This is a genomic window from Homoserinimonas sedimenticola, from assembly GCF_026094475.1.
GTDB lineage: Bacteria > Actinomycetota > Actinomycetes > Actinomycetales > Microbacteriaceae > Homoserinimonas > Homoserinimonas sedimenticola.
This window is the reverse complement of record NZ_JAPELL010000002.1, coordinates 209470-230316: the sequence shown is the minus strand read 5'-3', so window position 1 is coordinate 230316 and position 20847 is coordinate 209470. Positions and strand designations below refer to the sequence as shown.

Below are 20847 nucleotides of genomic sequence, written 5' to 3'. Positions count from 1 at the left end.
GTCGCCCCAGCCGTCAGTCGTCGACGCGCAGGAGTGGCAGCGTGAACATGAACACGGTGCCGACCCCGACCTCGCTCTCGGCCGAGAGTGAACCGCCGTGGGCCGTCACGATCGCCTTCGTGATCGAGAGGCCGAGCCCGACCCCCTGCACGGCTGCCCGCGTCGCGGTCGAGGCGCGGAAGAAGCGCGTCGACAGCATGGCGATCTCGTCGGGCGGGATGCCCATGCCCGTGTCGCGCACCGAGATGCGCACGACGGAGCCGAGTGACTCGACCGAGACGGTGACGGTGCCGCCACGGGGCGTGAACTTGATGGCGTTCGAGAGCAGGTTGTCGCACGCCTGCGCGATGCGCGTCGCGTCTCCGTTCACGATGGGGCGCCCGTCGGCGGGGTTCGACAGCAGCAGAACGTTGGCCGCCTGAGACGCGGGACGGGCCGACTCGACGGATGCCGCAACGATCGCATTCACGTCAGTTTCCGCCGACTCGATCGGGAACTTGTGCGCCGCCACCTGCGCGGTGAAGAGCAGGTCGCCCACGAGGCGCAGCAGGCGGTGCGCGTTGCGCTCGGCGACACCGAGGTAGTGCAGCTGCTCCTCCGAGAGAGGATCTGTGGAGTCGCGCATGAGTTCGAGGTAGCCGAGGATCGAGCTCACCGGGGTGCGCAGTTCGTGGGAGACGAGCCCGACGAACTCGTCCTGCAGCTTCGCGAGTTCCTTCACGTCGCTGACGTCGGTGCCGACGAAGATGTAGCCCACTGTGCGGCCGTTCTCGTCGATGCGCGGTGTCACAGCGACGTGTGCCGCGAGAGCTTCGCCGTTGCCCTTGAGGTAGGTCCAGTCGCGGTCCTCTGAACCGCCGAGGCGTGCGACCTCGACGAGTGCGGAGAAACCGGGGTTCAGCACGGTCGCGCCGGCGGGGTAGCCAAGCTCCTCCGCCCGCGCCTCGAGCTCGTCCTCGCGGTGGAACTCGTGGATGAAGCGCTTGCCGATGACCTCGTCAGACGACATGCCGAGCATCGACTCGGCCCCCGTGTTCCACACGTCGATGAGGCCCGAGAGGTCGGTGCCGATGACCGACTGCCTCGTGACGGAGTCGAGGACGCTACGGAACAGGTGGCCAGCCGACTCGAGCTGTGCCTCGTTCTCGCGAAGGCGCCGCACGAGGTCGACGGCATCGTTGAGCGCCGTTTCGCGTTCCGCCACGAGTTGCGCGTTGGTGCGCAGCCGTCGCCTGTTATCGGCGACGACGCCGTGGACGATTGCCGCCAGGTATCCGCTGACGAGGGGAGCGCCCACGATCTCGATGAGGGTGAGGCCGGTGAACGTTTCCGCTGAGCCCGGCCAGATGTAGGGCAGAAGGACCGCGACGAAGATGGCGCCAGTGCCGATGAGTGTCCACCGGGCGCTCTCGGAGAGCGCGAACCAGAGCATGCACACGACGAAGAGCATCGTCATGGAGGGCCCGACGCCGACGCGCGCGAGGGCAACGGCGGCGATCGAGATCAGCGGCACAACCTCTGGGCACGGGAGGGGCCGCACGGTGTAGATCACGGCGACGACGACCGCGATTCCGAGCACCACGAGGGAGGCGATGGTGGCGCCGACGTCGCGGTAGTCGAGCTCGGGAGCCAGCGCGACGACCGCCATGACTCCCAGGAACAGCACCGAGATCGGCAGCTGCCGCACGAACGGCGAATTCCATCTCTCGTTGATGAACCGCGCTAACCAGTCAGGCGCCCAGAATGGGCGCTGCCAGATCTGGGTGTCTGCTCCGTCGCGGGCGTTGTCGGTGCTCACTGGGGAAGCTGTCGAGCGCGCGCGTTGCGCTGGGCCCTGAGCGCCTGCGAGACATCCGTCGCGCCGGACGAGAGGTCGCCCGAGTCCCGCACGATCTCGAGCGGCTCGCACGCCGTTCCCTCGCCGAAGCGCGCCCAGTATCTCGCGGTGGCGGCGAGGAACTCGGGGGCGTGATAGCGGCTCACCTGCACCTGAGAGCGGTGCGCCTGCACGAGCTCGATCTTCTGCTCGAGCCAGCCGTCGATGTTGACGAAGCGATTGGGGCGGAAGTCGACCGTCGCCGAGGCGCTCTGATAGCAGGAGACGCTACGCACATTGCGGGTCGCGAGCAGGGCGGCCTTGTGCACGGCGCGGTGGTCCTGGTGCATGTCGTGGTCGCTGTGGACGTAGACGACGGTCGGGCGGATGTCGGCAACCACCTTCTCGATGATGCCCACGGTCGGCTCGTTCTCGGAGATCTCCGTGTCGGGCAGGTCCTCGAGGTGGAGGCGCGCACCCAGCATCTCCGCCGCGACGAAGGCCTCGGACTGCCGATCGCTCACGTGGCCGCCGCGGCCACCCCGGGAGAGCGTGAGGATGTGCACGCTGTCGCCTGCGGCGCGATGGGTGAGCAGGATGCCGCCTGCACCGATCTCGACGTCATCCGGGTGCGCCCCGATCGCGAGGACGACCTCGGGGTCGGGCATGCTCGACTTCGCCGAGCGGAACTCCTCCGCGAGGCGAGCCACGACCGCGATGAGATCGGACGAGGAGATGGGCTTGGTGAGGAACTCGTCGGCGTTGGCGCGCAACGCGTCGACGGCGTAGTCGACCGAGACGTGCGCCGTCATGACGATGACGGGCGTTCCCGGCCGCACCGCTCGAACCTTCTCGATCAGCTCGATGCCTGTGATGCCCGGCATCTCGATGTCGGTGATGACAACATCGGGCTCGTACAGCCGCATGGCCTGCTGGGCGAAGGACGGGTCGGTGAACGTCTGGACGATGCATCCCTGCTTCGTCAAGATCGTCTTGATGTAGAACGCAACGTCTGGGTCGTCTTCGACCACGATGACGCGATACGGATCTGTCATGTCCTGCTCTCCCCCGGGCGGTGACTCGCGATTCAGTTTAGGGGGCGCGCCTAGCGTTCGTGTACCCCGAATCTGCGCCCCGTTAGGGAGGGATTTACGCTACGAACGCTCTCGATTCGCTCTTTTGTCACCCATGCGAGGGCAATGTCACTCGTCTCCCCGATCGTCGCCACCTCGACGCCCATGGGGTCGACGACCATGCTGTTGCCGACCCCGATTGGCGGGGCGTGGTCCGCCGCGGCGAGGTAGACGGTGTTCTCGAGTGCGCGGGCGGTCACGAGCGTGCGCCAGTGCTGCTCCTTGAGCGGGCCGCGGACCCACTCGCTCGGGCAGGCCACGATGTCCGCTCCCTCGTCGACGAGGCGGCGCGTCACCTCAGGGAAGCGGAGGTCGTAGCAGGTCTGCAGGCCGACCTTGAGGCCCCGGACCTCGAAGACCTCGGGGCGCTCGATCGCTCCCGGCGCGATCCACTCGGATTCGCGCTGACCGAACGCGTCATAGAGGTGCAGCTTGCGGTAGACGGCCACGCGGCTACCCTCCGGGTCGACGGCGACGACCGCGTTGTAAACGCGGTCCCCACCCACCGTCTCCTCCACCATGCCAGCGACGATGTGCACTCCGAGCACCTTCGCGATCGCGGCGATTCCTGCGACGAAGGGTCCGTCAAGCGACTCCGCGGCCTCGACCGTCGCGCGGTCGAGCTTGGGCGCGAAGAAGGAGGAGTACTCGGGGAAGATCACGAGTTCCGCGCCGCGCGCGACGGCAGTTGTCGCCATGTCGCGGATGGTCTCGAGATTCTCCTCCTTGTCACTGCCGGGAGCGAACTGCGCGACGGCGATGGCGACAGGACTGTCCTCGGCCGCGCCATGACTGGTGAGGGTACTCATGCGCCCACGCTACCCGAGGCTTCACCGTGCATGCAGAAGGCCCGGAACCAATCGGTTCCGGGCCTTCTCTCTGTGGGTGGTTCCGGATATCCCAGAACGCTCGAGAACATTGGCCACTTCTACGGTGGCCGGATGGCCGTTCCAGGCTAAGCACGATAATTTTCCAGCGTGGTCCAGGCTGCTGGATGGCACTCGGAGTTCACCGTCGCAGGCTGGTCCGTGTGGAGGTCGGATCCTCGACGATTAGGAACCACGCGACGGCATCGGACAGGCAACATTCCGTCGGGACCGGAGCTTCTACTCACGTGGACGATGAGTTGCCAGGAGTTATACAGTTCCTCAACCCCGAACCTCGAATTGGTATCGAAGGTAACTCGGTGAACTCCGCCCGCTGGGAGTTAATACAGCCCGTGATGTATAGTCAGTGAATGCTGACCATTACCAACCGTCTCGACGTGATGAACAGGCTTGGCCGTGCGATGGCTGACCCGACACGTTCTCGCATCCTCATGACCCTGCTCGAGAGCCCGAACTACCCCGCCGTGCTCTCACGCGACCTGGGCCTCAGCCGCTCGAACGTCTCCAACCACCTAACCTGCCTGCGCGACTGCGGCATCGTCGTGGCCGAACCGGAAGGCCGCCAGACGCGCTACGAGATCGCGGATCCGCACCTGGCGAACGCACTCACGGCGCTGATCGATGTCACCCTGGCCGTCGACGAGAGCGTGCCATGTCTCGACGACGCATGCACGGTGCCCGGCTGCTGCGAGGAGGTAGCCTCATGACCGCCGCCCTCACCGACACGCGCCGCGCCACTCTGCACCGCCGGGTTCGCTTCATCGTCGGCTTCACGATCAGCTACAACGTCATCGAAGCCATCGTCGCGATCTGGGCCGGCACCATGGCCTCCTCCGCCGCGCTCATCGGCTTCGGCCTCGACTCCATCGTCGAGGTGCTCTCAGCCCTCGCCGTGGCCTGGCAGTTCACGCGGAAGGATCCCGAACGCTGGGAGAAGGTCACCGTGCGGGCGATCGGTATCGCCTTCTTCGCTCTGGCCGCCTACGTCATCATCGACTCGGTACTCTCGCTCACCGGGGCCGTCGAGGTCGACCACAGCCCGCTGGGCATCGGCATCGCAACCCTGAGTCTGCTCGTCATGCCGCTGCTGGCCTGGTTTGAGTTCCGCACCGGGAGAGAACTGGGCTCCAAGAGCGTCATGGCTGACGCCAAGCAACTCCTGCTGTGCATCTACCTCTCCGGGACCGTCCTCATCGGACTGCTGCTCAACAGCTTGTTCGGGTGGGCGTGGGCCGATTCCGTCGCGGCACTCGTCGTCGCGGTGCTCGCCATCCGCGAAGGCATCGAGGCATGGCGCGGTGACGTCGAATCGCCCTTCGGAGTACTAGGCGAAATGGGTAAGGAGGAGCAGTCTCCCTCATCCCCGGCTGACGGACGAGAAGCTATACGGCCGGTACGGTCGAGAGGTCCTGCGTCATTCTGAGGCGTACCGGTCGAGGATGGTTTCCATCTGGCTGATCTCTTCCTGCTGGGTCTCCACGATGGTCTCGCACAGTTCGATGATTTCTGGGTCCGTGATGTTCGACTCTTCGCACACCAAGATCGCCCGCGAGTGGTGCGGGATCATCGACTGCAAGAATTGTTCGTTCCCGACGAAGGTCTCGGTTCTCCCGAGCGCGAAGACTCCCACAGCCAGCACCGCAAATACGGCCAGCAGGGCAATGTTCGTCTTCGTGCTTTTGAACATCGCCCACATGCCGATCAGCATCACGATCGCCATCGCGGCCACCATGAGAAGCGCCATCCAGAAGTTGCTCAAATTGAAGTAGAAATGGTCGATCGAGCGCACCATCGACATGGAGAGCACCCACATCAGCCCGAGGCTCACGAGGAGTATTGCGCCGAACTTCAGGTACATCTTGGCTGAGCCACCGTGCCCAGGATGTTTTCCGTCGCCATGATCCGATTTGGCCTTAGCACTGCCCGTGGCGCTCTCGGGGGTGTTGGTGCCGTCGTGTGATGTGGTGTTCCTGCCGTCGTTTCGTTCTTCGTGTTCCGAGGCGGTCATCTGTAGCTCCTGTCGTTGAGGTGCTTAGCCCAGCGAGGAGAGCAGGTCTGCGCAGGCTTTCTCGCAGCGGCGGCAGGCTTCCGCGCAGACGCGGCAGTGCTCGTGCATCTCGGCGTGGCGCTCACATTCGTCGGCGCAGGCCGCACAGGCGGTACGGCACGCCTCGAGCGCTGCGCGGGTGACGTTCGCGTCGTAGCCGGTGTGACGGGAAAGGATCGCCCCCGTGGTGGCGCAGAGATCGGCGCAGTCCAGGTTGGTGCGGATGCACTTGGTGAGTTCCGCGACCATGTCCTCGCTCAGGCACGCATCGGCACACGCGGTGCACGCTTGCGCGCACTCCAAGCAGGCAGCGATGCACTCCGCGAGCTTGGCGCGGTCTACTCCGCCCAGATCCTTGGGGTACGTGTTCAGCATTTCTTCGATGACGGGCATTTTCTGTCTCCTTGTTCGGTCGTCCCTGTCACCGCCTCGTCTGCGACGCTACGTCGGAATGCAGAAGATGAGAAGGGCATCCCGAAGTGCACTGGAAACGCGGAGGTTCGAGCAGGACTGCTGCGGAGGAATGGAGGGGCCGCCGCGTCGAGGCGGTGGATGACGCGACGACCCCAGTCGTGGGGCAGCTTCCCCGAGGTGCAGCTGCCAAAGTTTCAGCTCGGCTTACTCCGCCGGCCGCAGGACCTCCCAGGTGTCTCCGTAGTCGTCGGTGGCGACGATGCCGCGGTCATCCGCGATGATCACTCGGCCGTTGGCAGCATCGACGGTCATGGCTTGCGGCACCCCGTCTGTGACCCCTCCCTGAGACCATGGCCCGCCTTCGAGCGGCTGGTACCAGAGGGTCCCGTCGACATCGATGCCCACAAGCCAGTCGTCCCCGCCGGACGCAATGAGGTAGAGACGGGGGGCGAGCGGGTCCAGGATGAAGGATTCAGCACCGTCCGTGCTGACGGAGAGCCCATCTTCTGTCGTGGCGTAGAGGAGGTCAGGGTTCTCGTCGGGTGCGAGTATGTCGCGGGCGGCGAGGGTTGCCCCGTCGGTCCACGTCTGGCCGTCGTCGGTTTTTCGCACAGTTCCAGAGCTGGAATCCAGACCGTAGATACGCTTGTGGTGGCCCAGAGAGATGGTCAGATCGTGGAAGTCGGTCGTGCCGGTCAGTGAGACGTTCACCCAGCTTCGGCCCAGGTCCGGGCTTCTAATCAGTCCGAGATGGGGTGAGCCGAATGTGTCGGGCGTGCCCGGTCCTGGGTGACCCGACGCGTAGGCCACTCCATTGTTCAGAGTGAAGCCCATTGCGTCGATGTCGAGGCCGCCGAGAGGGCCGCTCAATTCAGTACCGTCGGCGGCCTCGGTCAGCTGGAATATTCCCCCGTGTGTAGCGACCAGAAGAGCGCCGCTTTCGGGGTCGACCTCGAGGCCGTGGATGTGCTCGAATGCTGCCGCCACGTCCGCAGGTGCCGGAACAGGTTCTGTCGCGGCGGTAGAACAGCCGCTCAGTAACGCTGCCGCAGCGGCCCCGGCGAGCACCATCAGTCCGGTGCGGGAGCGGCCGCTCATCGGGCGCTCATCAGGTACAGGGCGATCACGGTGGCGCCAAGCAGGACGGCCAACAGCACGGCGGCCGCCAAGAGAAGAAATGTGTTTCGTGTGCTCATCGAACACCAATCGTTGAATAGGTAGCCGCCACGGTGAGACGGCACGGAAAACGAGGAAGACGGTGTGCTGCAGCGGTGAACGTCGACTGCAGCACGTGACCGGCCGCTACAGGGTGTCGAGCAGTTGCTGCATCTCAGCAATCTCGGCGTTCTGGTCGTCGACGATCTTCTGAGCCAAGTCGAGCGCGTCGGCGTTCGTGCCGGTGTCCAACTCGCCCTGCGCCATTTGGATCGCACCCTCGTGGTGTTCGATCATCTGCTCGAGGAAGAGGCTTGATGCCTCGGGCCCTGTCGCCTGTTCGAGTGCGGCCATGTCGTCTTCCGACATCATGCCGCCGTGATCCATGCCGCCCATCTCGGTGTCGGCACCCCACTCTTCGAGCCAGGTGTTCATGGTCTGAATCTCGGGCGCCTGGGCCGCTTTGATGTCTTCGGCGAGGGCGGCGACACGTTCATCGATGCCGTCCTTCGCCAGCAGGGTTTCGGACATTTCGATGGCCTGCTTATGGTGGACCGCCATGCCCATGGCGAAGTTCACATCGGCATCGTTGAACTCGGCGTTGCTGGAGTCGTCTGCAGGTGAGGAGCTCGACCCGTGGTCCATGCCCTCCATCCCGGTGTCGCCGGTGGTGGAGCAGCCTGCGAGCACGAGTGCTGCGGCGAGCACGCCGGTTGCGAGGGTCAGTGTACGAATTTTCATGATCGTCTTTCGGTCCGTAGGAAGGTTGATTGAGCCGCTTGGGGCGGCAGGGCTGTGCCGGCGTTGCCGGCGCGGCCGTAATCAGGTCCTACTGATCGAAAGAACGTGGAGAGAGGGCGGGGCTGCTGGAGCGAGGGTCGCTTTGAGCTCCAGTACAGGGGAAAGCAGCCGCAGGATGCCGGCGCTGATGGATGTCGCGCGAGAGGCCCCGAGAATGATCAGCGTGACCATCAGGGCCAGGATGCAGGCCATGACGGTCATTGCGTGTTCACAGTCGCTATCGCACACGGCGGGGCTGGCCAGCGGGTCAACCGCTGCGGCGTCTGCGGCACCCGCATCCGCATCCGCATGGTGATCTGCGGATGCGGCGACAGGGCTGCTTGCCGCGTGCCCCGAGTGTCCTCCCTCGATATTGAGGGAGTGCATGGCCACCAGCCCAACGACAATCGCACCGATCGCAGCCAGGGAGAAGATCAGAGTGCGCCACAGGCTGCGGCGTGGACGAAGGGCGTGACCTACTTCGATCATGCTCATAGTCGCGCCTCCACCCGTCTCACAGTAGCTCCCTAAGGCTGCACGCCTGCAGGCAGCTTCGCAGCTCGGCTGTCCGCGGGCTGCTGCTCGCTGAGCCTACGGGCGCTGGCCTCGGGCCGCAGGTCGAGGCGGCGCAGAAGTTGAGCGTTGAGGGCGACCACCAGGGTGGAGATCGACATCAGGATCGCTCCAACCGACATGGGGAGCACGAAGCCGATGGGGGCCAGCACGCCGGCCGCCAGAGGCACGGAGATGAGGTTGTACCCGGCCGCCCACCACAGGTTTTGCTTCATCTTGCGGTAGCTGGCGCGGGACAGTTCGATGATCGAGAGCACCGAGCGCGGGTCGTCGCTGGCGAGGATCACCCCGGCCGAGGCGATCGCCACGTCGGTGCCGGCCCCGATCGCGATGCCGACGTCCGCCTGGGCGAGGGCGGGTGCGTCATTGACGCCGTCACCGACCATCGCCACAGTGCGACCTTCGTCCTGCAGCTGCTTGATGGTGGCCGCCTTGTCTTCGGGTCGCACCCCCGCGAAATACCGCTCGATGCCGAGTTCGTCTGCGACCGACTTGGCGACAGCGTCCGCGTCGCCGGTGATCATCACCGTCTGCACACCAATCGCCCGCAGGGCTTCGACAGCTTCGCGGGATTCGGGTCTGATCTCATCGGCGAGCTTGAGCGCGCCGACGACCTCGCCGTCGATCAGCACGTGGAGGATGATCGCTCCGTCCGCGCGCCACCGGTCCGCGACCGGCAACTCGCTGCCGTGCTCCTGCTCGAGTAGGTACGGGCCGCCGACCTGCACACGCTGCGCCCCGACCTGGGCGGAGACGCCCACCGCTGGCGACGACTCGAAGGCACTCGTCTTCTCGAGGGCGAGCTGCCGTTCGGCGGCGGCGTTGACGATCGCGCGGGCGAGAGGATGCTCGGAGTCGGCTTCGGCTGAGGCCGCGAGCCTGAGGATCTGCGACTCGTCCATGCCCGCAGTGGCGTGAATCTCGGTGACCGTCGGAGCGCCCTTGGTCAGGGTTCCGGTCTTGTCGAACAGTACGGCGCTGACCGTGCGCATGCTCTCCAGTGCCAGCCGGTCCTTGATGAGCACTCCCCCGCGCGCGGCCCTCTCGGTGGCGATCGATACGACGAGCGGGATTGCCAGGCCGAGTGCGTGGGGGCAGGCGATCACTAGCACGGTGATGGTGCGCACGACGGCGGCATCCGGAAGCCCCAGGAGCGTCCATACCACCGCCGTGATGACGCCGGCACCGAGGGCGAACCAGAACAGCCAACCGGCTGCGGTGTCGGCGATCCGCTGCGCACGGGAAGAGGAGTTCTGAGCATCGGCCACCAGGCGCTGGATGCCCGCGAGGGCCGTGTCATCGCCCGTGGCCGAGATCTCGATGCGGATGCCCGAGTCAGTCGCCACCGTTCCGGCCACGACCTGCTCGCCTGCGCCGCGCCGCACGGCCTGCGACTCCCCTGTGATCATCGCTTCGTTCATGCTGGCCGAGCCGTCGACGATCTTTCCGTCGGCCGGCACACGGCCACCCGGACGCACGACGACGAGGTCGCCGACTCGTAGCTCGGAAGGGTGGACGGTGACGGTGAGATCGCCTTCGATTCGCTCGGCTTCATCCGGGAGGAGGGCGGCGAGAGAGTCGAGGGCTGAGGTGGTCTGCGCCAGGGAACGCATCTCGATCCAGTGGCCCAGCAGCATGATGACGATCAGAAGTGCAAGCTCCCACCAGAAGTCCAGCTCGTGGTCGAGAAGACCGAGACTTGCCCCCCAGGATGCGAGGAACGCCACAGTGATGGCCAGGCCGATGAGGAGCATCATCCCGGGCTTGCGTGCCTTGATTTCACCGATGGCGCCGGCGAGGAACGGTGCACCGCCCCAGACATACATGACGGTGCCGAGCAACGGTGAGATCCAGCCGGCCCAGGCGGCATCCGGGAGCGAGTAGCCAAGGATCATGGCAAACATCCCCGAGAATCCCACCACGGGCACGGCGAGCACGAGCATGATCCAGAACAATCGCCGGAACTGACCCACGTGATCGCCATGCCCGGAATGCCCGCCGTCGTGGTCGCCATGAGAGCTGTGGCCATCGTGCACGGGGGCTGAGGCATGGCTTTCGTGGACCGACACCGAGGTGTGGTCGTCGTGTCCGGCGTGTGCCTCGGGGCTCGGCCGAGCTGCACCGTGTGCCTGGTCGCCGTGGTCGTGGTGATGGGTGTGCTCATCATCGCGGCGGGCGGGTGTGCTGGACGGGTGGTGATGCTCAGCCATTCGTTCCTCCTTGAAGCAAGCCAAGTGCCGCGCTGTGCGGGCCTAGCGGCACTGGTCGTGGATTGATTATGGTTCTGCGCGCATGTGCCTGATGCGCAGCGCGCATGAGGGGCACGTCACGCCCTCAACCGCCGCCGCTTCCATCAGGCCTCGACGAGTGAGTACCCTGCCTCGTCCAGTGCTGAGCGGACGGTGGTGGGGTCGAGCATCGAGTCGCTGGCGACGCTCACAGAAGAGACTCCGCCGGCGTTGAGCTGCACGTTGACCGACTGGACTCCGTCAATCGCGCTGAGTTCCTCCGTGACGGCGGAGACGCAGTGTCCACAGGTCATCCCGGAGACGGCGAGCGTGGTCGTCACCGCCTTTTCGGAGAGAGCGGTCTCAACAGGGGTGGAGTGGGAGTGGCCGGCGCCACACGCGCAGCCGCTGCTTCCCTTGTCGGCCAGGCCGAGATCGTTGACAGTGTGACTGCTGCACATAGCTTGCTCCTTGCGATTGATAGTGAATGGTCTAGTCAGGAACGAACGAGCCGCGCGATGGCGGCCGAGACTTCGCGGATCTTCTCGTCGGCTACAGCACCGCCCTGGCGTGTAGCGTCTGCCACGCAGTGGCTGAGGTGATCCTCGAGCAGAAGAAGGGCGACAGACTCCAATGCCTTGGTCGTTGCGGAGACCTGGGTGAGGATGTCCATGCAGTAGGTGTCCTCTTCCACCATTCTCTGGATCCCGCGCACTTGACCTTCCGTGCGGCGCAACCGCTTGACCAGCGCATCCTTATTGCCGACGTATCCATGGGTCGTAGCGTTGTGTTCCATCATTTCTCCGTCCACCTATCTCAAACTATACCCCCCGGGGGTATAACGTCAAGGGATCTTCCAGCGATCAAAAACCTTCTACTCGACGTTTTGACGGTTTTGATTTCGGCGACGAGTTTCGAGCGCATCGCGCCCTTGGGTCTTCGGCACCTCGACGCAGCCCGCCAGCCCTGCTCAATAACGATCGTTACTGAGCAGGTGGAGAGGCATGGCCCGGATTGTCTGCCACAAACGCTCGTCATAACCAGCAATCGGCAGGGGTTTCCGGTTGGCCTCGCGGAGATGCCACGGTGCCCGGCAGTTGTCGCGCAACGCATGGGTTTCGAGGCAGCGAGGTTACGAGACGCGTTTCCTATGGACCAGGTCGCTATGAGCGAGAGCTCGGCCTCCGCTGCGGGCCACGGTGGTCGTGTGTCTGGTCTATTTCAGCATCATGCGCTGCCTGGTGATGCGTCACGTGATCGCGCGAGTGATGGGCCTCGCTTCTATCGAGCAGCACAAGGCGGTGGCCGACTTGATGTATCTGGCCCCGCCTTGTGCTGATTCGCACTCTGGTCGTGCTGCTGGCTTACAGTGCAGCGATCAGTTCGGCGCACGCCTTTTCCCATCGGCGACAGGATTCTGCACACACTTTGCAGTGGTCGTGTCAGGAGGCGCAGCAGGAGAGTTTGGCCACGTCGGTGTTGAACGACTGGCAGGCGATCTTGATGCCTTCGGCCATCGTCAGATACGGGCTCCACAGATTCGCGACTTGGGTGACTGTCATCCCGGCGGAGACGATATAGCCCGCGGCTGCGGCGATTTCGCCAGCGTTCTGTGCCACGGCGGTGACGCCGACAATCAGGCCGGTGTGAGTGTCCGCGACGATCTTGATGAACCCGCGGGTGTCCCGGTTGACCAGTGCTCGAGGAACATACTCAAGCGGCAGCACCCGACATTCGCAGAGGATGCCGGCATCCCTGGCCTGCTTGTCGGTCATTCCTACCGCTGCGAGGTTGGGGGTAGTAAAGGTCACCCGGGGCAGGTGCCGGTAGTCGACCTCCCGGGCAGCATCATTGAACGCGTTGTCGACGACGAGGGAGCCGTGCGAGGCGGCGACATACACAAACTCGGGGTGTCCGGTCACATCACCCGCAGCCCAAATCCGACTATTAGAGGAAGCGAGCATCGCACTTACCGCAACCTCGCCCTCCTCTCCCGTTGTGACACCGACTGCGGCAAGGTTCAGACCCTCCGTAACTGGGCGCCGTCCGGTAGCGACAAGGAGCTTGCTCGCGCGGATACCTTCCCGACCACCGATACCGGAGACCAGCGCCACGACCTCGCCCGTCGCGGCATCCGTGCGGACGGTAGAGACGGTCGTCTCGCGGAGCACGCGGATGCCTTCGTCGGCGAACACACTCATCAGCGCGCGGGACGCTTCCGGCTCCTCGGACGAGGCCAGACGGGACCGAACCACCATTGTCACTTTCGACCCGAGGCGGGCAAAGAGCTGGGCCTGCTCCAGAGCGACGTATCCGCCGCCGAGAACCAGCAGGGACTCGGGCACCTCGTCTAGTTCCATCGCCGTGGTGGAGGTGAGATAGTCCACTTCCTGCAGCCCATCGATCGAAGGGACCCACGGGGACGAGCCGGTAGCAACCAGATAGTGTGCAGCGCGCACGGTTTCGACGGTGCCGTCGGCATCGGTCACTTCAAGCAGCGGATCTGTCGGCGTACCAACGAACGCCGCATCACCGTGGCGCAGCTCCCACCCGTACTCGCCGATCAAATCCACGTACTTGTCAGCCCGCATCGTCTCGATCAAGTCACCCTTGCCGCCGATCAGGACCTGCATGTCGACCGGATCGGCGGATGTGTTGATGCCGGGGAACCGGTTCGAATCTAGAGCAACGTGGCGCGCATCGGCGGCCGCGAGCAAAGATTTCGACGGGATACACCCCGTATTGACGCAGGTTCCGCCGACAGTTCCGCGTTCAATCATGACGACCCGTTTACCGAGGTTCGTAGCCTTGATGGCAGCGGCGAACGCTCCCCCACCGGAGCCGATGATGGCCAGATCGAAATCAGGCGGCGAAATTTCGGACACGGATTCTCCTGGTGCGGTCGGAGGCGAGACGGGCCGGTCGCGCTGCTCGCTCTGTCACCACAGTCTGGACCTTCCCCTATGGTGGAAGGTCAAGCCTGAGGCGAGAAAAAGCGAGACTAGAGGAAGTATTGTGCGCATCGGTGAAGCGGCAGCTGCGGCAGGGATGACAGCCAAAACGCTGCGCTTCTACGAAGTGAGGGGTCTCCTACCGGAGGCAAAGCGATCCGCGAACGGGTACCGCGACTACAGCCTGGAAACGACCGCAAGGCTAGATTTCATCCGCCGTAGTCGCATCGCCGGGCTGACATTGGCGCAAATCCGGGACATCCTCCGGATCAGGGACGCTGGCCAAGCCCCGTGCACGCATGTGCGAGACCTTCTCGCGCAGCAACTGACCAATCTGGACCGGCAGATCGCCGAACTGCTCGCCCTCAGAGCCACGGTCGCCGAATTCCACGACGCGGCGGCCGTGCCCGACCCCGCAGTCTGCAACCCTAACCTCATCTGCAGCTACCTCTGACCTCATCTGCAGCTACCTCTGACCTCATCTGCAAGCAGACGAACTGAATATGTAGTCTCATTGAACCCATGGGTTTTGAGACGGTTGAGTTATGAGACAGGGCTCACTTCTCCCCGAGATAGGCGCGGAACCAGTCGCACCAAAATGACCATTCCGACCAACTCCACAAGGGTCTGCGTCACGACGGCGAGCGGAGCGATAGCCAGCGTTGCTGGCAAGGCCAAGGCAAGTGGGAGCACGACAAGGGAGTTGCGGGTCGATCCGCTGAACATCACGGCTCGTGTAGATGGCACGTCCAGGCGCGCCAGTTTGCCTGCGGCAAGGCCGATGAACAGCATCACAGCGAGGAAAGCCACATACAACGGCACCACTCGGACTAGGGCGACCGCTTGCCCGCCGACAGCGGCGATCTGGGAACCGACGACGACCGCGAGGGTGAGCATCATCAGGGGCACCATCGCCATCACCATCACATCTTCGATCACACGGCCAGCTCGGTACCGGCGGCTGATCGCTTGCACCACCGCTGCCGCTGCAAGCGGGGCAACAATCAGTATCAAGAACGCCTCGATGAACGGTTCCGCCTCGATCAGCTCCACCGCGTCGCTGCCCGCGAAAAGCAGCAGGTAAAGGGGAAGGAGCACGATCTGCAACAGCATCAGCAAGGGAGTGGCAGCGAGCAAGTGCGCTTTCGCGCCGCCCGCGAGGCCGGTGAACACGATGACGTAGTCGATGCACGGCGTCAGCAGCACCAGAAGCACTCCGAGTAGGAGCCCCCGATCGTCGGTGACGAACCGCGAGAGGCCAAACGCCACCAACGGCGCGATGACGAAGTTGACGACAAGCACAGTGCTGAGAAACCGGAGATCGCGAAACGAACGTCCCACCTCGATGAGTGGCACACTCAAGAATGTCGCGAACAGCAGCAGGGCGAGAACAGGGTTGATTGCCACGGTCAATGTCGGCGCAATTGCCGGGGCGAGCGACCCAATGACTCCGCCCAGAACGATTGCAGCGAGGTAGAGCGGCACCTGGTGCCGGTCCCACCACTCCCCAACTGTCTTCACCGGTTCAGCCTAGAGACAACCTTCAGCACCGGAGGCGCAGACCGTGGCTGTCTCGAAACCCTTCGGTTACGGGACGTCTCGTCGGATCAAGAGACAGCCGACTGGATTCCGGGGCGTGCGAGTCTCGTATCTATGTCTCGCAACCTGCCAGGTACTAACCCTTAGTTGCGAGACAGTGTTAAGCCGAGCCGAAAACGATCGTTTATGAGCAGGTCGCGGGCAGAGCTCTCCCCTCGACGGAGAAGGTGTGTTTTTTGAGCTAGTCCCGCTTGCGCGGGCGGTGACCTTCACTGATGGCCAAGTTGCGAGCAACCCGCCTACTCAGCAAAGGGGCGACTAGTCGGAAGGATTTGGCGACCCAATAAATGGCAGTCGCCCCTCCGATCAGATACCCCGTTACGGTCCCGGTCTCAATCAACAGTTGGGGCATGGAAACCTCCACCCGTCGGTTGCCAGCCTGGTGCTGGGGCTGACGAGCTACCATCCGAAAGCGACTTCTTGGGATCGCAGACCCTCGACGACCCCACGTTTCCGCGAGGCTCTCAATTCTCCCGAGCCCTAGCATCTCGGGCACAGCGACACAGGAGCACCGCGACCAGCAGCGTCCAGCGCACCCTCACGCGCAGCGTGTAGGCGGGTGGGGGTGCGGCCTCGAGGTCGGCGACGCCGAGGATCCAGGTCGGAGTGCGATAGCCCATTTGCTTGTCGGCCGCTATCCGGACCCGTGCTGCGGCTGCCTGCACAGCCGGGGAGGCTCGGCGCTGAGCACGAATCGGTCCGCTTCTCGAGCGGAGGGCGGGTATCACGGAGTCGTCTCCGCCCGGTCATTGATGCTGTCGCTATCCGCGCTGCCGATCTCCGACACGATATGCGCGAAGTGCGCGACGATTCTCTTCGCATCGTTCGAGGTGAGGCCGGTCTCCGCGGCGGGTGCGAGTAGGAGCGCGCCAGGAAGACGGTGAGTGACCGAGTTGTAGCGCATGGCGACCGGGATGGCGTCGTCGTCGGCCCAGGCGAATTCGGCCTCTGGAAACTGGCTGAAAAGTTTGACGGCGGCGTGGAGTTTCCATTCGGAGGGGACGAACGGGCCGTAAGGGCGCTCGGCGACTACGAAGCCACCGCTAAGTCGTCCGTCCAGCACGGTTTCGAGGCGAGCCACTCGGAATCCCCAGGTAGTGAGCCAGCCCAGGCGGATGTCGGGACGCCGGGCGACATCGTCGATGATTTCCAGGACCGCTTCCTCAATGAGGTTGATCGGCAGCGGCCGGCCGCTGGATCCGAGGACCGTCGGCAGCGTGGAGGAATTGGTCGACGAATCGAGCCGGTTAATGACCCCGTCGACGTCCAAGAGGAGCAAGCCTGCAACGTCGTCCACACCAACTCTGGGCGGGTCCACGAGAAAAGGCCGAAGGTGATTCATGATTGGTTGCTCCACGTTGTGTCTGCGAGAACTGTCAGTAAGTCGGGGTCGTCGAGTCGGTCTAGCGGCCGCGCGTGAGGTTCGAGGGGGCTGGTGGGCGTCACGAGCCATGCGATGATGTCGTCCTGATTCAGTCCGCGAGACTCGGCGATCGGGGTCAGCGTGGTGATGATGCTCTCGACTTCGTCGAGTTGACCGATCGCGGCGGCGGGTCCGCATCACGGCGTCGCGCTTTCGGGATTGGCCACTTGGTCGCGCAGGCATTTTCCGCTGGAACAGGAGCATTGCAGTTCGCTGTCCCGTCGCCCCGCCAGTCGGATTGCCAGCATGAGACTAGTTCGCTCTAACCAGCGGTGCGGGTCTTCCGGCGTCGTGAGGGCGTGCATCTGGTGATAAGCGGTGCAGAAGTACCCGGCTTCTCCTGTGAGGAAGCAAATGATGTTCCACAGGTACGGAGCGGGCAAGGTGTCTATGCGCTGTGGGCGTCGGAGTGCGTCAACCCACCACTGTGCCTGGTCGACCACCCTCGGGTCGAATGTGCCGGGCGGCAGCGCGTCCCACGCCTCGAAGTCCTGCGGTGCCGCGGAGCCCTTTTCGAGCGTGCTCAGTGAAACTCTGGCTGCGATCTGTTCGCGAGGAACCCGATCGATGAGTGCTCGGCGCAGGACATCGGTGGCGTTTCCGCCGAGTTCCTCGATTCTCTCGACGATGCTCCGCCAGTCATCGACTGTGTCGTTCGCTCGCTCCACGTCTTTCTTCTCTCTCGCGTCAGCAAGACCCGCTACGGCAGTCCGGGTCCCCGTGGGGGTTCTCCGGACGAATGCCCGTACTCTGACTTACCGCTTGCAGGAGGTCGAAGAGTTCAGCTGAGAGAAGCACCGCTTCGGGTTGGCGTTTCGCTCCGAAGATCACGGGAGCCGTGTAAACCCCCTCATTCCTGAAACGAGCGAGGATTCGCCCCAGGGACTGCCGCACTTCGGTGATAGACATCACCGGCAACTCGAGCGCAGGGGCGTCAGCAGGACCAGCTGCGGCGTTCGCAGCCTGAGGTCGGCGTGCAGGTGCACGCCGGTCGGACAGAGCCTGCGCGTCGGTGTCGGCGTCAGCTGCGCCGGAAGCCAGATTTCTAATCAGACGCTGCACGTCCTTGGGTGTGAGCACGCTGTCGCCTCGGTCATGACGAGCCTGGTCTCGCATCTCGTTGAGACGTTTCGAGCGTTCGTCCTCTGCTTTCGCACCCGCTGAGTTCGTGGTCACAGGCTGCACCCTTCCTTTCCGGCAGTGTGGATGCGCCGTGTCCCGAATCGCAACTACACGTTCTTTGTAGCTGCGGGTGCTGAGGCGAGGGCGTACTATCCCGCCATGAAATTTGCCCCTGGGAAGCCACGGATGTATTGCAACGCGCCCGAGGCGTTCGGCAAGTCTCGCTACCTCGTCTTTGCCGCTGTGCCTCTCCTCAGCGAAGACGTGGCAGTACCCGAGAGCGTCCGTAGGTCGTTTTCGATTCTGGCCACCCGCGCACGCGCAGCTGCGAGGCAACATGAAGTCGCCCTCGATATCAGACTCATCCTTCACGCAAACAAGACAGATGAGAGAAGCCTGGCGACAGATCAGAGAAGTTTCGCGAAGATGTACGGGCTGAACGAGCGACGGCTCGGCGCCATACTCAACGGATACTTGGCTATGCGCCCAGCCGATCTGGAACATGCCAAAATGGCTCTCCCCTCCTTGGAGGGCATGCTGCGGAGGTCGGACCGACGGTCAGAGCATCTCCATGCGACGGCACTGCTTCAGTACGAGAGGGGAATAGAGGACCCCGGGCTCTGGCACGCATCCATGTCCGATCTGGAGCGCGTCACACTGGGGTTCCCGCTCTCTGACGGATTCCCAGGCGCTTCGGAAATCTCGGGCCTTCGATGATCGCCGGCCTCGAGACGGGCTGTATCTGTTCAGTCAGATCCGGCCGTCCGCTGGAAGAGGCAGTTCCGCGCGGCGGTTCGGCTGAACTACAAAATTCTCGTAGTTGATACGGCGGCATCACCAGCGTCAGGATCAACGCCATGGACTCGCTCAATGGTGAAGCCGCCGGCATCTACGCGGTGACAACCATGTCCGCCGTCTACCTCCTCGATCTCGACCGGATGCTGCTCATTCGGACTCCAGCCGATGCCGACGTGCCGTGGCGGCGCCTGCGAGGTGACGAGGAACCGGTAAAGCTGCTGGCAATAGTTCGCTGCCGAATCGGTGAACCGATGCATCTGAACATCAATCTGCGACCCCGCCGTCATTTTCACCCAACGCAGCACTACCCCCGTCATCGAGATCCAGAAGCTGGACGCCACCGCACGGGCACTCCCCCATACTGACCCCAAACCGAAGGAGCGATCATGACTGTCCGCACGCCACGCGCAGATCTGGAAACTGCGCATCTGATAGGACTCATCGGTGCCACCACCGTGGACGTCGATGAACTCTTGGCCGCCTCCACAGCGATGTGGAAACGCGGTGTCGGTGCGCTGATTCTCCTCAGCGACGAGCTTCGCCTGCCCACCAGCACCGCCGCCGCCGCCGAGGTCCAGCTGGACCGTATCAACACGCACCTTCACGACCACGAACAAACGTTGTCTATTTACGCTCCCAGCATCGAACAGGCCGCAGATGTCCCCCTCGCCGAGGATGGAGTGCGGTGGATCCGCAGCAACCTCGGCGCGCTCCCACCGGCACTTCGAACGACCCTGCGCACTCGCGCCGTCATGACCCTTCAGACAGGGGATAATCCCGGAACCTCCCCTGGCATGCGAGGCGTGTGCGTCGATGCGCGACCGGTCCCAGCCGAAGTCGCTTCCTCGGAACCGCAGAAGCTGAGCATCCTGATTGACAACGGCAAAGAGAACTCCGCCCGACCCCCGGCAACGAATATCGCGGAAGACGAAGCAATCGGCACGGGTGATTCCGAAGCCGGACAGACCGTTCAGACCATTCACCCCAAGATCCCTTTGGGAGGCCACGCCAGTGCGGCAGTCCGCGATGCCGCGATACCCACGGCTGACTCAGAGATGTCCAGCACCCGAGTCGTTCGACTCAGCGGGCAGGACCCGGCTGAACTCGCCATCCTGCAGGTTCGCACGTTGAAGCTGACCATCGTCGACCGCGCTGACGACACTGTCACCGAGCTCACGGGCGACGAGCGGGGCACCTGGATTGTGCAAACCGAAAGCGGCACGAAGTATGTCTTCGACTTCGGGAAACCCTCCGTCACACGCCACCCCGGACCAGGCGCGGCAACCACCATCAACGACACGACACGTCGATTGCGTCACATCGAATCATGCCGTGTCGGGCACTCCGGCGCCTGGACTATGAATGCCGGCGGAGGCTACGCCGACCCTGTCGATTTCTACTGGGCAGTCTGCACAGAGATCCGCACCATCACCCGAGTCGCTGATGCCAGCGGTGCGTGACCAAGTACTTAGCGCTCGAGGTTCACACCGTCACCATCGGTGTCTGTGTTGAAGCGCAGCATCAACTGTCGGTGTCACGATTCTCAGTTGGGCGCGCCGCTTCGTCGGAGTCTGGATGCTCCGCCCACGTATCCGGATCGCTCAACAACGCACGTACCGCTCTAAGCCGCGCAGCCCAAGCGAGCAAGTCGGCAACCTGCATGAGCGTTTCGCCTCGGTGGATGCGCACCAGTCGCTCGTAGGTCATGCCAGGCACCCCGTCAAGACGCTGCACATAGCTCCGGAGCGAGTGCCCCTCCGCAAGCAACGACTCTCGCACGGTGTTAGCGACGAGGTGCTGAAGCTGCGCTGCAGCGAACCGCGGGTCGTCCTGGGAGATCCCCTCGACTGGGGTGAGTGGCATCCGAGACTTTCCGAACTGCCTCGCTGACTGCACCACACCTCGCGGTTCGAACTTGAAC

General features: G+C 63.9%; 21 protein-coding genes and 1 pseudogene. 5 read left to right on the top strand and 17 right to left on the bottom strand.

Features of this window, described 5'->3' with window-relative positions:
- Positions 1 to 13 precede the first annotated feature (13 nt).
- Genes OH146_RS12285 through OH146_RS12275 form a run of 3 tightly spaced genes read right to left on the bottom strand, consistent with a single transcriptional unit; the run spans position 14 to position 3758 of the window.
- Positions 14 to 1798 carry an ATP-binding protein gene (locus tag OH146_RS12285; protein WP_265161209.1) on the bottom strand — a complete coding sequence of 595 codons (1785 nt, stop codon included), beginning with the start codon at positions 1796 to 1798 and terminating at the stop codon, positions 14 to 16.
- The gene (locus tag OH146_RS12280) at positions 1795 to 2871 is read right to left on the bottom strand and encodes a response regulator (RefSeq protein WP_265161206.1); all 1077 of its coding nucleotides are present in this window, start codon (positions 2869 to 2871) and stop codon (positions 1795 to 1797) included. Before OH146_RS12280 ends, OH146_RS12285 begins: the two co-directional genes overlap by 4 nt.
- A gap of 50 nt (positions 2872 to 2921) precedes the next feature.
- Positions 2922 to 3758, bottom strand: a complete 837-nt coding sequence (locus tag OH146_RS12275) for a carbon-nitrogen hydrolase family protein (RefSeq protein ID WP_265161204.1) — start codon at positions 3756 to 3758, stop codon at positions 2922 to 2924.
- Between the two features lie 428 nt (positions 3759 to 4186).
- Here OH146_RS12275 and cmtR point away from each other — a divergent pair, with 428 nt between their 5' ends.
- Both cmtR and OH146_RS12265 read left to right on the top strand, forming a co-directional pair.
- Positions 4187 to 4543: a Cd(II)/Pb(II)-sensing metalloregulatory transcriptional regulator CmtR gene (gene cmtR, locus OH146_RS12270; protein ID WP_141879680.1), complete on the top strand. Its 357-nt coding sequence runs from the start codon at positions 4187 to 4189 to the stop codon at positions 4541 to 4543.
- Positions 4540 to 5259 carry a cation diffusion facilitator family transporter gene (locus tag OH146_RS12265; RefSeq protein ID WP_265161200.1) on the top strand — a complete coding sequence of 240 codons (720 nt, stop codon included), beginning with the start codon at positions 4540 to 4542 and terminating at the stop codon, positions 5257 to 5259. The genes cmtR and OH146_RS12265 overlap by 4 nt, the downstream gene beginning before the upstream one ends.
- Here OH146_RS12265 and OH146_RS12260 read toward each other — a convergent pair.
- From OH146_RS12260 to merA, 10 genes and pseudogenes are all read right to left on the bottom strand, one after another.
- Positions 5251 to 5844, bottom strand: coding sequence for a DUF305 domain-containing protein (locus OH146_RS12260; RefSeq protein ID WP_265161198.1), 594 nt, complete (start codon positions 5842 to 5844; stop codon positions 5251 to 5253). The two genes, OH146_RS12265 and OH146_RS12260, sit on opposite strands and share 9 nt — an antisense overlap.
- 24 nt (positions 5845 to 5868) lie before the next feature.
- A complete protein-coding gene (locus OH146_RS12255; RefSeq protein WP_265161196.1) occupies positions 5869 to 6276 on the bottom strand; it encodes a four-helix bundle copper-binding protein in 408 nt (135 codons plus the stop codon).
- A gap of 225 nt (positions 6277 to 6501) precedes the next feature.
- A complete protein-coding gene (locus OH146_RS12250; RefSeq protein ID WP_265161194.1) occupies positions 6502 to 7395 on the bottom strand; it encodes a F510_1955 family glycosylhydrolase in 894 nt (297 codons plus the stop codon).
- 204 nt (positions 7396 to 7599) lie between these two features.
- The gene (locus OH146_RS12245; protein WP_265161192.1) at positions 7600 to 8193 is read right to left on the bottom strand and encodes a DUF305 domain-containing protein; all 594 of its coding nucleotides are present in this window, start codon (positions 8191 to 8193) and stop codon (positions 7600 to 7602) included.
- 81 nt (positions 8194 to 8274) lie between these two features.
- Entirely contained in the window at positions 8275 to 8727 is a 453-nt protein-coding gene (locus tag OH146_RS12240; RefSeq protein ID WP_265161190.1) for a DUF6153 family protein, read from the bottom strand.
- Between the two features lie 32 nt (positions 8728 to 8759).
- Entirely contained in the window at positions 8760 to 11015 is a 2256-nt protein-coding gene (locus OH146_RS12235; protein WP_265161188.1) for a heavy metal translocating P-type ATPase, read from the bottom strand.
- 143 nt (positions 11016 to 11158) lie between these two features.
- Positions 11159 to 11494 carry a heavy-metal-associated domain-containing protein gene (locus OH146_RS12230; protein ID WP_265161186.1) on the bottom strand — a complete coding sequence of 112 codons (336 nt, stop codon included), beginning with the start codon at positions 11492 to 11494 and terminating at the stop codon, positions 11159 to 11161.
- A gap of 35 nt (positions 11495 to 11529) precedes the next feature.
- A complete protein-coding gene (locus OH146_RS12225) occupies positions 11530 to 11832 on the bottom strand; it encodes a metal-sensitive transcriptional regulator (protein WP_279349018.1) in 303 nt (100 codons plus the stop codon).
- A gap of 565 nt (positions 11833 to 12397) precedes the next feature.
- Positions 12398 to 12469, bottom strand: a pseudogene (locus tag OH146_RS14060) (four-helix bundle copper-binding protein); the annotation flags it as partial.
- A gap of 6 nt (positions 12470 to 12475) precedes the next feature.
- Positions 12476 to 13918 (bottom strand): mercury(II) reductase, encoded by a 1443-nt coding sequence (gene merA, locus OH146_RS12220; RefSeq protein ID WP_265161184.1) that lies wholly within the window; start codon positions 13916 to 13918, stop codon positions 12476 to 12478.
- A 130-nt stretch (positions 13919 to 14048) separates the two neighbouring features.
- On the opposite strand from merA, the gene OH146_RS12215 reads away from it, so the two are divergent.
- Positions 14049 to 14438, top strand: a complete 390-nt coding sequence (locus tag OH146_RS12215; protein WP_265161183.1) for a heavy metal-responsive transcriptional regulator — start codon at positions 14049 to 14051, stop codon at positions 14436 to 14438.
- 89 nt (positions 14439 to 14527) lie between these two features.
- On the opposite strand, the gene OH146_RS12210 is transcribed toward OH146_RS12215, so the two are convergent.
- The 3 genes from OH146_RS12210 to OH146_RS12200 all read right to left on the bottom strand — a co-directional run bounded on the left by OH146_RS12210 (position 14528) and on the right by OH146_RS12200 (position 17674).
- Complete coding sequence (locus tag OH146_RS12210; RefSeq protein WP_265161181.1) at positions 14528 to 15505, bottom strand: arsenic resistance protein; 978 nt, start codon at positions 15503 to 15505, stop codon at positions 14528 to 14530.
- Positions 15506 to 16307: 802 nt separating this feature from the next.
- A complete protein-coding gene (locus tag OH146_RS12205; protein WP_265161179.1) occupies positions 16308 to 16880 on the bottom strand; it encodes an HAD domain-containing protein in 573 nt (190 codons plus the stop codon).
- Positions 16881 to 17143: 263 nt separating this feature from the next.
- The gene (locus OH146_RS12200) at positions 17144 to 17674 is read right to left on the bottom strand and encodes a hypothetical protein (RefSeq protein WP_265161177.1); all 531 of its coding nucleotides are present in this window, start codon (positions 17672 to 17674) and stop codon (positions 17144 to 17146) included.
- 613 nt (positions 17675 to 18287) lie between these two features.
- On the opposite strand from OH146_RS12200, the gene OH146_RS12195 reads away from it, so the two are divergent.
- Positions 18288 to 18845, top strand: coding sequence for a hypothetical protein (locus OH146_RS12195; protein WP_265161175.1), 558 nt, complete (start codon positions 18288 to 18290; stop codon positions 18843 to 18845).
- 86 nt (positions 18846 to 18931) lie between these two features.
- Here the strand turns inward: OH146_RS12195 and OH146_RS12190 are convergent, their stop codons facing one another.
- A complete protein-coding gene (locus OH146_RS12190) occupies positions 18932 to 19267 on the bottom strand; it encodes a hypothetical protein (RefSeq protein WP_265161173.1) in 336 nt (111 codons plus the stop codon).
- A 45-nt stretch (positions 19268 to 19312) separates the two neighbouring features.
- Between OH146_RS12190 and OH146_RS12185 the strand changes: the two genes are divergently transcribed.
- A complete protein-coding gene (locus OH146_RS12185; protein ID WP_265161172.1) occupies positions 19313 to 20386 on the top strand; it encodes a hypothetical protein in 1074 nt (357 codons plus the stop codon).
- Positions 20387 to 20847 lie beyond the last annotated feature (461 nt).